Genomic DNA, 13784 nt, shown 5'->3' on the forward strand with positions numbered 1-13784 from the left:
CGGCCACATGGCCGCGGCAACCGGCGAAGGGGCCCCGGCAACCGATGGCCCGGCCGGCACGTCATGGCGTCCCAGCCGTCGCCGGCTGACCGAGGCGCTGCTCGCCGCACTGGCCCCCGTGGCCGCCTTCAGTGTCGCGCTGGCCGGCCTGACCACCTGGGTGACGGCGGGCCGCGCGGGCCGGCCGGCCCAGGTCGCCGTCAGCTCCGGGCGGGTCCTGCTGCCCTACGGCGGGACCACCGAGACGGCCGCCTTCTTCGTCATCACCAACAGCGGTGGCGCGGACGACCGGCTGCTTCGGGTGACGTCCTCGGGCGCCGGCGGCGACGCGGCCCTCAGCCGGCACCGCATGAGCGGCCCGGGGTCCGCCTACCGGGACGTGGTGGACTCCGTGCCGGTTCCCGCGGGCGGTGCGGTGGCCATGTCGCCGCGCGGGCTCGACGTGACGCTGCGGGCGCGGCCCGGTTGGCGCGCGGGCGACCTCGTGCCGTTCACGCTCCACTTCGCCCGCGGCGGCGCGGTCAGGACGCTCGCGGTGGTCGTCCGCCCGGGCGACGGCGCCCTGTGACGATCCCGCCGAGATGCTCCTCGCCGTAGCAGTCGTAGGGAACGGCCCGCTGGTTCCGTGCCGCGCCGGTGACGTGTGCCACGTCCGGTGCGGTGAGTGCGTCGGCGGGGCAGTATCCGTACCTCCGCATGACGACGAGAGCCGGGATGCGAGGATGGGGCGACATGACAGCAGGGTGGTGTTCGCGCACAGTACGGGCCGCGGTGTTCGCGGCCGTCTGTGTCGTGCTCGCCGCCCTCGGCCACGTCCTGATGTCCGGGCAGGATGTTCCCGCCTGGACGCTGGCCGCAGGCCTGACCGCCACCGGCGGTGTGGGCTGGTGTCTGACGGGCCGTGAGCGCGGCCCGTGGCTCGTCGTCCCGCTCGTGGTCGCCGCCCAGGCGGCGCTGCACACGGCGTTCTCCCTCGCCCAGCCGGCGTCCGGGAGCCCGCTGCCCCCGGCGTCCGGACTCGCGGGCACGGGCACGCACATGGGGTCGATGCCGATGGACTCCATGGACATGGGACACATGGGGCACACCTCCATGCGTCACATGGCGCACATGGGGCACGCCATGGGCGGCGACACCTCGTCGTTCGGGATGCTGGCCGCCCACCTGCTGGCCGCGCTCCTCACCGGGCTGTGGCTGGCGTACGGCGAGAGGGCCGCGTTCCGTGTGCTGCGGGCCGTGGCCGGATGGCTGGCCGCGCCGCTGCGGCTGCTGCTGGCCCTGCCGGTCACCGGCGACCGCCCGGACCGGCGTCTGCGCCGGCCCCGTTCCGACCGGCAGCCCAGCCTCGATCTCCTCATCCACGCGATCACCTCGCGCGGGCCTCCCGCGGGGACCGCTGTCGTCTGAAGACAGCCGGTATCCCGAGGCCGCCCCTGCGCGCCTCGGGCCACGGTCATACGTCCGCGCACACGCCGTGGCGCCCAGGTGCCACAGCGCCCCCATGCCGTAGCACTGCCATGCCGTAGCACTGCCGTGCCGCAGCACTTGCCGTGCCCCGGCGATCCGGCCGCAGCCCTGTGCTGCAGGTGTCGCGCGACGTAGGACCGTCCCCTCACTCACCGGACCGTCCGCGCTCACCCGCGCCCCGGTCCGGTCACGGTTGACCCGAGAAGGACACCAGGTGATCACTCCTGTCCTGCCCGCACCGCGGACCGCGTACGACCCGGCGGTATCCGCCGACGAGTCGATAACCGCCTGGGCGCTGGCCGCCCGTGGCGGCGACCCGGAAGCGGTCGAGCACTTCGTCCGTGCCCTGCACCGCGACGTCCAGCGCTATGTCGCCCACCTCTGTGCCGACCCCCAGGCCGTCGACGACCTCGCGCAGGACACGTTCCTGCGCGCGATCAGCAGCCTGCACCGCTTCGAGGGCCGCTCCTCGGCCCGCGCCTGGCTGCTGTCCATCGCACGCCGCGCGGTGATCGACAGCTACCGGTACGCCGCCGCCAGGCCCAGGCTGTCCGACGTGGCGGACTGGCAACTGGCGGTCGAGTCGGCCCAGCCGCGGGACCTGCCCGGATTCGACGACGGCATCGCCCTGCTGGACCTGCTCGCCTGTCTGCCGGACGAGCGCCGGGAGGCGTTCGTCCTCACCCAGCTGCTCGGCCTGCCCTACGCGGAGGCCGCCGCGGTCAGCGAATGTCCCGTCGGTACGGTCCGCTCGCGAGTGGCCCGTGCCCGGGCGACGTTGACGGACCTGCTCGACGCCGCGGAGCGGCCCGCCGCCACGCTGGCGGCCTGACCGTCCGGAGGGTGGCGCCCGCCCCACGGGGCCGACGCCACCCTCCGAGCCGGACCGTGGCGCCCCTCATGTCCGACTGGCGCCCCCTTCGAGCCGGATCGTGGCGTGCTTCGCGTGCGACCAGGGCCACCTCCGGAGCCGGATCGTGCCGCCCTTCATGTGCGACCGGCGCCCCCTTCGAACCCGTTCCGGACGTTTTCGAACCGGATCTCCGGCCTCCGGGAACTCCCGGCGCCCGCGCCCCGACTACTGGACCGGGTGACGGAGGTTCACCCGCGTACCGAGTGGAACCTGGAGTTGTTCGATGCGTTCTCGCGTGTGGGGCGGTACGGCGGCCGTCGTACTGGGCGGCCTGCTGGTGGCGGGTTGCGGCGGCGGTGGGAGGCAGGACGGTGGTGCGGGGGCGGCCGTGTCCAGCGGTTACCCGGTGACCGTGACCGACTGCGCGGGCGCCGCGACGACCTTCGCCAAGGCGCCCCGGAAGATCGTCACCAGCAACGCCTCCGGCCTGGAGCTGCTGTTGCGGCTCGGTGTGGGGGACCGGGTGGTCGGCACCGGGTTCCCGCCCGGCAAGGGCACACTGCCCGGTCCGCTCGACGCGCGGGCGCAGAAGGTCAAGGTGCTCAGCCGGAGCGTCATCCCGAAGGAGAAGCTGCTCGGCTCCGGTGCCGACCTCTACCTCGACACCTTCGCCGCGATGGGCGGCATGGGCGGTGGCGGGATGGGTGACGCGCCGACCGAGGACGAGTTCAAGGCGGCCGGCATCAAGCACCTCTACCTGAAGTCCACCGCCTGCGCCGCGCGCAGCACCGAACCGGTCACCGACCTGTCGGCCGTCGAGTCGGACATCACCTCCCTCGGCGCGGTCACCGGCACGAGCGCGCGGGCGCGGGAACTCGTCGCCGGCATGCGCGCGAAGGTCGACGCGGTCCGGAAAGCGATCGGCGGCATCGCACCGAGCGAACGCCCGACGTACTTCTTCTTCGACTACGACGCCGGGACCAAGCAGCCCACCGTCGTGTGCGACCGCCAGGTCGCCAACGCCGTGATCACCCTCGCCGGCGCCCGCAACGTCTTCGCCGACTGCCACGGCGACTACCGGCAGACCGGCTGGGAGGACGTCATCGCCAAGAACCCGGACTGGATCCAGCTCGGCGTACGTGACCGGGGCAGCGCCGCGGCGAACGACCGGGCCTTCGACGAGGCGGAACAGTGGCTCAGGAGCAACCCGGCCACGAAGGGGCTCAAGGCCGTCGAGGCGGGCCACTTCCTGCGGATCGGCTCCGAGCGGACCACCATCGCCGGCGTGCAGAACGCCGACACCGTACGGGAGATCGCCCGCACCCTCTACCCGCGAAAGGTCGGCTAGCCGTGCGGTCCGCTCTCTCGCGGCGCGCGGACACCGGCACGGCCGGGGACGCGCGCACCCTGCCCGCCGGGCCGCTGCTGCTGGTCCTCGGTATCGTCCTGCTGCTGGCCCTGACGGCGGCGGTGGCCTGGGGGTCGACCTCCGTCCCACCCGCCGAGGTGTGGAGCGTGGTCGGGCGCAGACTGACCGGGGCCACACCGAGGCCCGGTACCGACGACCTGATCGTCTGGCAGCTCCGGGTGCCCCGCGCCCTGCTCGCCGCGCTCGTCGGAGCCGGGCTCGGTCTGGTGGGTACGGCCGTGCAGGCGCTGGTGCGCAACCCGCTCGCGGATCCCTACCTGCTGGGCATCTCCAACGGTGCCTCGCTCGGCGCCGTCGCCGCCCTCGTGCTCGGCCTCGGCACCGGCGGGACACTCGGCATCGGCCTGTCCGGAGCGGCCTTCGCCGGGGCGCTCGCCACCTTCGCGCTCGTCTGGGCGGTGGCCGCCCGGCGCGGCGGGTTCGCGCCGCTGCGCCTGGTGCTGGCCGGGGTCGCCATCGGCCAGTTCCTGTCCGGCTTCACCAGCTATCTGGTGCTGCGGGCCGGGGACGAGCAGCAGACCCACAGCGTGCTCTTCTGGCTCATGGGCAGCCTCGGCGGGGCGAACTGGGACCTCCTCGCCCTCCCGGCCCTCGCCGTACCCGGCGCCTGGCTGTGCCTGCAGGCCCGCGCCCGCGGCCTGAACGCCCTGCTGATGGGCGACGAGACGGCGGCCGGGCTCGGCGTCGACGTCACCCGGCTGCGCCGCGAACTGTTCACGGTGACCAGCGTGCTCACCGGCGTCCTCGTCGCCGTCTCCGGGGCGATCGCCTTCGTCGCGCTGATGGTGCCGCACGTCTGCCGGCTGCTCGTCGGCGGCGACCACCGGCGGCTGCTGCCCGTCTCCGCGCTCGGCGGCGCCGTGCTGCTCGTGGTCGTCGACATCGTCTGCCGCACGGCCATGGACGCGCAGGAGCTGCCGGTCGGGGTGGTCACCTCCCTGCTGGGGGCTCCAGCCCTGCTGTATCTGCTGGACCGGCGGCTGGGGAGCGACAGTTGAGGATCGACATCGAGGACCTGCGGGTGGCCTACGCGGGCCGCACGGTCGTGGCGGGCGCGCATCTGGTCGCGGCCGAGGGCGAGATCACGGGTCTCGTGGGCCCGAACGGCAGCGGCAAGTCCACGCTGCTGCGCACGGTGTACCGGCACCTGAGACCGGCCGCCGGACGGGTTCTGCTGGCCGGCACCGACATCCGCGAGCTGTCTTCGGCCCGGTCGGCCCGGCATGTCGCGGCCTTGCCGCAGGAGCGCGGCACCGACTTCGAACTGACGGTGCGTGAGGTCGTCGCCATGGGGCGTACGCCGTACAAGCGGGCGTTCGCGGGCGAGGACGCCACCGACCGGGACGTCGTCGCCCGCGCTCTCGCCGACGTCGGCATGGACGGTCAGGCCGGACGCCGGTTCACCGCCCTGTCCGGTGGTGAACGGCAACGGGTGCTTCTGGCACGGGCGTTCGCGCAGGGGCCGGACGTCCTGGTCCTGGACGAGCCGACCAACCACCTCGACATCCGGCACCAGGTCGAACTCCTCGCCCTGCTGCGCGGCCGGCACCGTACGGCTCTGGTGTCGCTGCACGACCTCAACGCCGCAGCGTCCGTCTGCGACCGGCTGCACGTCCTGCACGCCGGGACCGTGATCGCCTCCGGACCGCCCCGCGAGGTGCTCACCCCGCCGCTGCTGGCCGAGGTGTTCGGCGTGCGCGCGGCCGTGGTCGACCACCCGCTCACCGGTGACCCGCTGATCGCCTTCGACCACCGGACCCCGGCCCAGCCGAAGCAGGAAGTCCCGTCATGGCGTTGAGGAGCAGACGTGCCATGTCCGGAAGCGTGAAACCGCACCGTCCCGAGCCGGGGCGGGCCGGCCCCGCACCCGTGGGCGAGGATCGCTGGCTGCACGTCGCGGTGGCGGGTGTGCTGTCGTTCGTGGCGATGCTCGACATGAGCATCGTGAACGTGGCCCTCGCGGACATCGCCGACGGTCTGCACGTGTCCGCCGCGACCGCGCAGTGGGCCGCACTGGGCTGTCAACTGTCCGTAGTCGCCCTGTTGTTGCCCGCCGGGCGCCTGCTGGACCGGTACGGGACGCGCGGTGCCGTGCTGGCCGCGACCGCCGGCTTCGGACTGTGCGGCGCCCTGAGCGCCGCCGCTCCCTGGGCGGCCTGGCTGATCGCCGCCCGGATCGCCCAGGGCGCTTTCGGCGCGGTGCTCTTCGTGTCGATGCCGGTGCTCGCGATGCGCTCGGTACGGCCGGAGCTGCGCGCACGGGCGATGAGCGTGCCCGCCACGCTGGGACCGCTGGGCGCGATGCTCGGACCGGCCGTGGGCGGGCTGCTCCTCGACCACCTGGGCTGGCGCTCCGTCTTCCTGGTCAAGCTGCCCTTCTGCGCCCTGGCCTTCGCCGTGCTGGCGATGCCCGGGGCGCGGCCGGTGCGGGAGGTTCGCGCGCGTGCGGCGAGGCCGCGCGTCTCCCGGCGGTCCCTGGGGGACACCGCGCTGCTGGCCGTCGGCGTGGCGACGCTGTTGCTGGCGCTGACCCTGGCCGCGGACGGCCCGCGGTGGCTGCTGCTCGCCGCCGCCGCCCTGCCGCCGCTGTGGAAGTGGCTGCGGGGCGCGGGCGGCCGGCCCCTCGTCGGTGTGCTGCGCGTCCCCGGGCTGCTGCGGGCACACGGCGCGGTCCTGGCGCTGGCGGCCGGATTCGCCGCCATGCACTACGTCGTCGCCCTGCACCTGCAGCGCGACGACGGGCTCAGCGCGACCACCACAGGGCTCACGATGCTCGCCTTCCCGCTCGGCATGGCCCTGGCCGGCCCCCTAGGCGGGCGCCTGGCCGACGCCTCCCCGTACCGGTCCCGCGCGAGCGGGCCGGCCCGCTGCGGACCCCGGACGGTCGCCGTCACCGGCGCCGCGCTCACCGCGACAGGGCTGCTCCTGCTGCTGTCGCTGGGAGCGGACTGGTCGCCCGCAGCGGTGGCCTGGCGCCTCGCCGTGGCCGGCATCGGCATGGGCCTGAACGGCGGGCCCACCCAAGCCCTCGTGATGGGCGCGGCCCCACCGGACCGGATCGCCGCCGTCGGCTCCACGGTGCAACTCGCCCGCAGCCTCGGCTTCGCCCTGGGCCCCGCCCTCGCGACCGCCGCCTGGGGCATCACCGGCCCGGCAGCCGGCGCCCGGGCCGCACTGGCCCTGGCCGCCACGGCCGCCTGCCTCGCCGTACCCCTGCTCGCGCTGCCCGGCCGGCGTCCCGACACCGATCCCCGCTGATCGCTGAACCGTTTCCCCTGATCCAGGAGTACTCATGTGCGGAATCACCGGCTGGGCGTCCTTCCACGGCGACGCCCGCGCCCGGACCCCGGTCATCGAGGCCATGACCGCCACGCTCGCCCCCCGCGGCCCCGACGCCGGCGGCATCTGGCTCGGCGAGCGGGCCGCCCTCGGCCACCGCCGGCTGGCCGTCATCGATCTCGCGGGCGGCACACAGCCCATGCCGGACCGGCCCGAGGCACCCGCCCTCGTGCTCAGCTACAGCGGCGAGATCTACAACCACCACGCGCTGCGAACCGAACTGCGCGCCCGCGGACACGACTTCCGCACCCGCAGTGACACCGAGGTGGTGCTGCGCGCCTACGCGGAGTGGGGCGAAGGCGCCGCCGAGCACCTGGACGGCATGTTCGCCTTCGCCGTCTGGGACGAGCGGGCCCAGAAGCTGGTGCTGGTGCGGGACCGGCTCGGTGTCAAACCCCTCTTCTGGGCCCGGGTCGACGGCGGCCTCGCCTTCGCCTCGGAGCCCAAGGCCCTCTTCGCCCACCCCGAGATACGGCCGCGGGTGGACGCCGACGGACTGAGGGAGGCCTACAGCCTGCTGTTCAACACCGGGCCGACGCTGTGGTCCGGGGTCCGGGAGGTGCAGCCCGGCGGATACCTGGTCCTGGACCGCGACGGCGTGCGTGAACGCGTGTACTGGCAGCTGGCGGCCGCACCCCACACCGACGATCTCGACACCACCGTCGAACGCGTCGGCGACCTGGTCGGCACCGCGGCCCGTGGCCAGCTGGAGGCCGACGTCCCGGTGTGCAGCCTGCTCTCCGGCGGTCTGGACTCCACCGTCCTGACCGCGCTGCTCGCCGACGAACTCCGTCTGCGCGAGGGCCCGGACGCCCGCATCCGTTCCCACGCCGTCGACTACAGCGACCAGGCCGAGCGGTTCACCGGCGACGTCCTGCGCACCGGGCACGACACCCCGTACGCCATCGAGGCCGGCGAGTTCATCGGCACCGACCACAGCACGGTCGTACTGGACCCGCACGCCCTGCTCGACCCCGAGCACCGCAGGGCCGTCGTCGTGGCGCGGGACTCGCCCATCGGCGTGGGCGACATGGACACCTCGCTGTATCTGCTGTGCGGCGAGATCCGCCGGCACTCCACGGTCGCCCTGTCCGGAGAGGCGGCGGACGAGGTGTTCGGCGGCTACCCCTGGTTCCACAGCCCCGAGGCCCGCGCCGCCGACACCTTCCCCTGGCTGCTGGTCACCGGCGACGAGGCCGCCATGCCCCTCAACCCCGAACTCGGCCTGCGCATAGCCGAGTTCCGCGACGACACCTACCGCGGCGCGCTGGCCGACGTGCCGCACCTGGACGACGAGACACCGGCCGAACACCGGCAGCGCGAGATGCAGCACCTGTCCCTGACCCGCTGGCTGCGCCAACTCCTGCACCGCAAGGACCGGTTGAGCATGGCGCGAGGCCTGGAGGTGCGGGTCCCGTACTGCGACCACCGGCTGGTCGAGTACGCCTTCAACGTGCCCTGGTCGCTGAAGAGCCACGACGGCCGGGAGAAGAGCCTCCTGCGCGCCGCGGGCACCGGCCTCGCCCCCGACTCGGTCCTGCACCGGCCCAAGAACCACTACCCGGCCACCCACCACCCCGACTACAACCGCGGCCTGCAGAACCTGGCACGGGACGCCCTGGCCAGCGCGCAGGTACGGGACCTCGCCGACGAAACCCGCATCAAACCCTGCCTCGACACCCCGCCCGACCGGCTGCGGTGGGGCCACCGGCTGCGTCTGGAACGCGTCGTCGACCTCGCCCTGTGGCTGGACCACCACCGACCCGAACTCGCCCTGTGAGGAGCCCGGACATGACCCCCCAGGAACCGACGGCCACCGCGGACACACGGGAACCCGTCCCGCTCATGGGCTGCCCCTACAAGCGCGACCCCTACCCGCTGTACACGCGGATGCGCGAGGACGGGCCGGTCCACCGCGTCCTGTTCCCGAGCGGCGTCCAGGCCTGGCTCGTCACCGGATACGACGCCGCCCACGCCGCGCTGGGCGACGACCGTCTCGGCAAGAACCACGAGCGGGGCAACGCCCGCTGGCGCGCCCGCGCCTCGATCATGCCCGAGCCCCAGCACTCCCAGCTCCAGGTGCACCTGCTGCACCAGGACCCGCCGCAGCACACCCGCATGCGGCGCCTCGTGACCGACGCCTTCACCCCGCGCCGGATCGAGCGGCTCCGCCCGCGCATGCGGCAGTTGGCCGACCGACTCGTCGACGACCTGCCCGGGAACGGCCCCGCCGACCTCGTCGCGGGCTTCGCCGCGCACTTCCCCTTCCAGGTGCTCGCCGAGGTCATCGGCCTGCCACCGACGCAGGCCGCGCGTTTCGACCGCGACTGGGGCAAGGTGGTCCAGCCCGTCGGCCCGGCCGATCCGGGACGCCCGCTGTACGAGGCCCGCCTGCACGGGCTGCAGAACTACATCGCCGAGGTCGTCGCGCACAAGCGCGCGCACCGGGACGACGACCTCCTCAGCGGCCTCGTCGCGGCTCGGGACCGGCATGAACTGTCCCAGGCGGAGCTGGACTCGATGATCTTCCAGCTTCTGGTCGCCGGCCAGGAACCGGTCACCAACCAGATCACCACCGCGTTGATCGCGCTGCTCCGTCACCCGGCCCAGCTCACCCGCCTGAGGGACGACCAGTCGCTGCTTCCCCGCGCCGTCGAGGAACTCATCCGCTACGACAGCGCCTTCGAGCTCACCACCTGGCGCTTCTTCGACCAGGACAGCGACCTGTACGGAACCCGGATCCCGGCCGGCGACTCCGTCATCGTCTCCCTGTGCGCGGCAAACCGCGACCCGCGCCGCTTCGCCGACCCCGACACCCTGGACTTCGACCGCAGCCCCAACCCCCACCTCGCCTTCGGCCACGGCATCCACTTCTGCCCCGGCGCGGCCCTAGCCCGCGCCGAACTCCAGATCGCCCTCGGCACGCTCCTGTCCAGACTGCCGGGCCTGCGTCCGGCCGTCGCCGACGAGGAGATCGAGTGGATCCCGGCGGTCCTGGCCCGCGGCACCGACCACCTGCCGGTCGACTACGACGAGCGCCTCTGACACGCTCCCCGGCGGAGAGGGCGGAGCACGTGCCCGTTCCGCCCAACGGGCCGACGGCCCCGTACCGGCTGCCCCTTCCGCCGACCGGGCCGACGGCCGCGTACCGCCCGCCTCTGCCGCCGGCCGGACCGACGGTGTCGTAGCGCCCGCCTCCGATCGCGGCGGGCCCGGGGCGTACGCCCCGGGCGGACCGAGTCCGCGCTGGTGACGGACGGGCCCCCGCCGACCGGCCCGAGGGGGGTTGGCGCACGCGTCCCGCCGGCGGCCCCCTCCGGACGCCACGGGCGCCCGGCCGCATCCCGCCGGCGAACCATGCGCCGGGCTCGCGGGCCGGCACACCGGCACATCCCCACGCTTCTCCCTTCCCGATTCCCGCTTCCCGGAGACCCCCATGCCTCTGACGACCGCGCCGGACCCCCGTCCCACGCGCATCAGCGCCGCCATCCTCAGGCTGCTCCTGCCCCACCACCGCACCACTGAGCGGACCCCCGCGCCCGTGCAGGCGTTCCCCCACCAGCTGCGCCGCATCGGGGACTTCGTACGCGACGGCGCCCCGGTCGTCTTCACCCTCCCCGCCTTCCCCTGCAAGTCCCCCAACCCGGCCAAGGTGTTGGGCCGCCTGCCCGACCAGGGTGAACGCCTGTCCCTGGGTTTCCTGCACCGGCTCTGCACGGACATCGAGCGGATCCACCCGCCCGGCGCCCGCATCGTGATCTGCTCCGACGGACACGTCTTCGGCGACGTCATCCACGTCCCGGACCCGCACATCGACGCCTACGCCGACGAACTGCGCGGCCTCATAGCCCGCCTGGGCCTCACCCGGCTCTCCGTCTTCGACCTGCGCGACGTCCTCGGCGACCTGCCGTACGACGCGAAACGCGCCCGCGTCCACCGGCACCACGCCCCCACCGTCGACACCCTGCGCGCCGAGGTGCACGCCGACGACCACGCACGCGCCCTCTACCGGGGCATCACGCGCTTCCTCGTCGAGGACACCGCCGGGTACCCCGGAACCCGGTCAGCCCTCCAACGCGCCTGCCGGCAGCGCGCGTACGCGGTGCTCCAGCGCAGCCGTGCCTGGGGTGCCCTGGTCGCCGAGCACCATCCGGCCGCCGTACGACTGTCCATCCACCCCCAGCCGGTCGGTGCCGCGAAGTTCGGCATCCGCCTCCTGGACGCCCCGGACGCCTGGACCACCCCCTGGCACTCCGCCGCCCTGCACCGGGCGGACGGAACCTGGACGCTGCTGCCGCGTGCCCGGGCCGCGCAGCTGGGCCGCCTGGTGACGGCCGACGGCAGACCGAGCCACTTCCGGCAGACCTGACCCGGAAGCCAGGATGAGGGCATGAGCATCGAGGACGCGGGGCCGGGTCCGGAGCGGGCGGTGATGGGACCCTGGCGGTTCGTGGTGTGGTTCGGCACGGTCAGCCTGCTCGCGGACTTCGTCTACGAGGGCGCCCGGTCGGTCACGGGCCCGCTGCTGGCCTCGCTGGGAGCGTCCGCCCTGGTGGTCGGCGTGGTGACGGGCGCGGGGGAGGCCGCCGCCCTGGGCCTGCGGCTGGTCTCGGGCCCCCTGGCCGATCGCACCCGGCGCTTCTGGGGGCTGGCGATCGCCGGGTACGCCCTGACGGTCGCGTCGGTTCCGTTTCTGGGCGTCGTCGGCGTGCTGTGGGCGGCCTGTGCCCTGGTGATCGCGGAGCGCGTCGGCAAGGCGGTGCGCTCCCCGGCCAAGGACACGCTGCTGTCGCACGCCACCGCGGCGACCGGGCGAGGCCGTGGCTTCGCCGTGCACGAGGCCCTGGACCAGATCGGTGCCCTGATCGGCCCGCTCCTCGTCGCCGCGATGCTCGCCCTGACCGGCGGTGACTACGGACCTGCGCTCGGCGTGCTGGCACTGCCCGGTGTCGCCGTACTGGTGCTGCTGGTGTGGCTCAGGGCCCGGGTGCCTGACCCGGAGGCGTACGAGCGCGGGGCGAGCACCGGCACCCCGCGGGATCAGCCGGCCGATGGGCGGCTGCCCAGCGCGTTCTGGGCCTACGCCGGGTTCACGGCGGCCACCACGACCGGCTTCGCCACCTTCGGCCTCCTCTCCTACCACCTGGTCGAGCGCCGGCTGATGGCCACCGCCTGGGTGCCGGTGCTGTACGCGGCGGCGATGGTCGTGGACGCCGTGGCGGCACTGGCCACCGGATGGCTGTACGACCGGTTCGGCCCGCGCGTCCTGGTCGCCCTGCCCGTGCTCACCGCGGGCGTGGCGCTGCTGGCGTTCACGGACACCGTCGGCGTCGCGGTGGCCGGTTCGCTGGTCTGGGGCGCCGCCATGGGCATCCAGGAGTCCACCCTGCGGGCCACCGTCGCTGACCTGGTGCCGAGCGGACGGCGCGCGACGGCGTACGGCCTCTTCGCCGGCGTGGTGGGCGCGGCGAGCCTGGCGGGCGGCGCGCTCACCGGAGGCCTGTACGGCTACTCGATTCCCCTGCTGATCACGGTGGTGGCCGCGATCCAGGTGGTCGCGCTGGCGCTGCTGGGGGTCACCCGGGCGGCGCGCGCCCCACTCCGCCGCCCGTGACCGGGGTCAGCTCCGCCACCGGGACGCCGCCGCCCCCGCCCGTCCGCGACGGGCCGCTCTGGACGACCTGGCCCGTCCCACGAGGTCCACGGCGGCCTGCGGCCAGGCGTCGTGGGCGAAGTCGAACCCGGCCTCGCGCAGCCGGCCCGGGACCACTCGGCGGCTCTTGAGCAGCAACTCCGTGTCCGAGCGCAGTGCGAACGCCCCCAGCTCCGCCATCCACCGCGTGGCCGGCAGCCCCACGGGGACGCCCCAGGCCGCGCGCAGTGCCCGCATGAACTCACGGTGCGGAAGCGGGCCGGGGGAGGCGAGGTTCACCGGCCCGTCGACGTCGTCCCGCTCGATCAGGAACTCCACCGCGCGGACGAAGTCCTCGTCGTGGATCCAGGAGACGTACTGCGCCCCACCGGCGACCGGCCCGCCCAGACCCAGCCGGGCCAGTCCCAGCAGCACGTCGAAGACCCCGCCCCGGTCCGGGCTCATCACCATCGCCGAGCGCAGCGCCACCTTCCGCGTCGCCGGCGTCGGCGCCTCGGACTGCGCGCGCTCCCAGTTCCGCGCGATGGCGACGCTGTACGCCCAGTACTCCGGAACGCCGGCCTCCGAGCCGCCGATCGTGCCCGTCGCCTCGTCGTTCGCCGCGTCGAAGCAGTGGGCGTAGATCGTCGCCGTGCTCATCTGCAGCCACAGCCGCGGCGGCCGCGCGGCGGCGGCGATCGCCTCGCCGACCACGCGTGCCGAGTCCACCCGGGAGTCCATCATGGCCCGCAGGTTCTCGTCGGTGTAGCGGCAGGAGACGCTGCGTCCGGCCAGGTTGATCACGACATCGCTGCCGTCGACCACCTCGGCCCAGCGGCCGAGGGTGACCCCGTCCCACCCGACCTGCCGGTCCCTTCGCGGGTGCCGGGTCACCACGGTCACCTCGTGCCCGGCCGCCGTCAGCGCCCGGTCGAGAATCGTGCCCACCTGTCCGGTTCCCCCGGGCAGAACCACCTTCATCGAGCCCCCTCAGTTCGGTGGGCACAGCGTAGCCCCATAATTGAACGCGTTCAAAACCGTGGGGTGCGTATCGCTTTGCCTGG

12 protein-coding genes are annotated in these 13784 nt (G+C 74.1%); 11 read left to right on the top strand and 1 reads right to left on the bottom strand.

Going from position 1 to position 13784, the window contains the following annotated elements; translation table 11 throughout:
- Positions 1-7: 7 nt before the first annotated feature.
- The 11 genes from IE244_RS13930 (at position 8) to IE244_RS13980 (ending at position 12702) form a co-directional block, all read left to right on the top strand.
- Positions 8-568 carry a copper chaperone PCu(A)C gene (locus IE244_RS13930; protein ID WP_191874068.1) on the top strand — a complete coding sequence of 187 codons (561 nt, stop codon included), beginning with the start codon at positions 8-10 and terminating at the stop codon, positions 566-568.
- 164 nt (positions 569-732) lie between these two features.
- On the top strand, positions 733-1407 hold the full coding sequence (locus IE244_RS13935; protein WP_191873827.1) for a hypothetical protein: 675 nt from the start codon (positions 733-735) through the stop codon (positions 1405-1407).
- Positions 1408-1681: 274 nt separating this feature from the next.
- Positions 1682-2299, top strand: a complete 618-nt coding sequence (locus IE244_RS13940; protein WP_191873828.1) for a sigma-70 family RNA polymerase sigma factor — start codon at positions 1682-1684, stop codon at positions 2297-2299.
- A 304-nt stretch (positions 2300-2603) separates the two neighbouring features.
- Positions 2604-3668, top strand: a complete 1065-nt coding sequence (locus IE244_RS13945) for an ABC transporter substrate-binding protein (protein ID WP_191873829.1) — start codon at positions 2604-2606, stop codon at positions 3666-3668.
- 2 nt (positions 3669-3670) lie between these two features.
- Complete coding sequence (locus IE244_RS13950) at positions 3671-4747, top strand: FecCD family ABC transporter permease (protein ID WP_191873830.1); 1077 nt, start codon at positions 3671-3673, stop codon at positions 4745-4747.
- Positions 4744-5547: an ABC transporter ATP-binding protein gene (locus tag IE244_RS13955; protein WP_191873831.1), complete on the top strand. Its 804-nt coding sequence runs from the start codon at positions 4744-4746 to the stop codon at positions 5545-5547. Before IE244_RS13950 ends, IE244_RS13955 begins: the two co-directional genes overlap by 4 nt.
- Before the next feature lie 14 nt (positions 5548-5561).
- Complete coding sequence (locus IE244_RS13960) at positions 5562-7007, top strand: MFS transporter (protein ID WP_191873832.1); 1446 nt, start codon at positions 5562-5564, stop codon at positions 7005-7007.
- Positions 7008-7041: 34 nt separating this feature from the next.
- Positions 7042-8868 carry an asparagine synthase (glutamine-hydrolyzing) gene (gene asnB, locus IE244_RS13965; protein WP_191873833.1) on the top strand — a complete coding sequence of 609 codons (1827 nt, stop codon included), beginning with the start codon at positions 7042-7044 and terminating at the stop codon, positions 8866-8868.
- Between the two features lie 11 nt (positions 8869-8879).
- The gene (locus IE244_RS13970) at positions 8880-10133 is read left to right on the top strand and encodes a cytochrome P450 family protein (RefSeq protein ID WP_191873834.1); all 1254 of its coding nucleotides are present in this window, start codon (positions 8880-8882) and stop codon (positions 10131-10133) included.
- Between the two features lie 391 nt (positions 10134-10524).
- Positions 10525-11457, top strand: a complete 933-nt coding sequence (locus IE244_RS13975; protein ID WP_191873835.1) for an L-tyrosine/L-tryptophan isonitrile synthase family protein — start codon at positions 10525-10527, stop codon at positions 11455-11457.
- A 21-nt stretch (positions 11458-11478) separates the two neighbouring features.
- Positions 11479-12702, top strand: a complete 1224-nt coding sequence (locus tag IE244_RS13980; RefSeq protein WP_191873836.1) for an MFS transporter — start codon at positions 11479-11481, stop codon at positions 12700-12702.
- A 6-nt stretch (positions 12703-12708) separates the two neighbouring features.
- Here the strand turns inward: IE244_RS13980 and IE244_RS13985 are convergent, their stop codons facing one another.
- Positions 12709-13701 (bottom strand): DUF1731 domain-containing protein, encoded by a 993-nt coding sequence (locus tag IE244_RS13985; RefSeq protein ID WP_191873837.1) that lies wholly within the window; start codon positions 13699-13701, stop codon positions 12709-12711.
- Between the last annotated feature and the right edge of the window lie 83 nt (positions 13702-13784).

The organism is Streptomyces filipinensis, assembly GCF_014649495.1.
Lineage (GTDB): Bacteria > Actinomycetota > Actinomycetes > Streptomycetales > Streptomycetaceae > Streptomyces > Streptomyces filipinensis.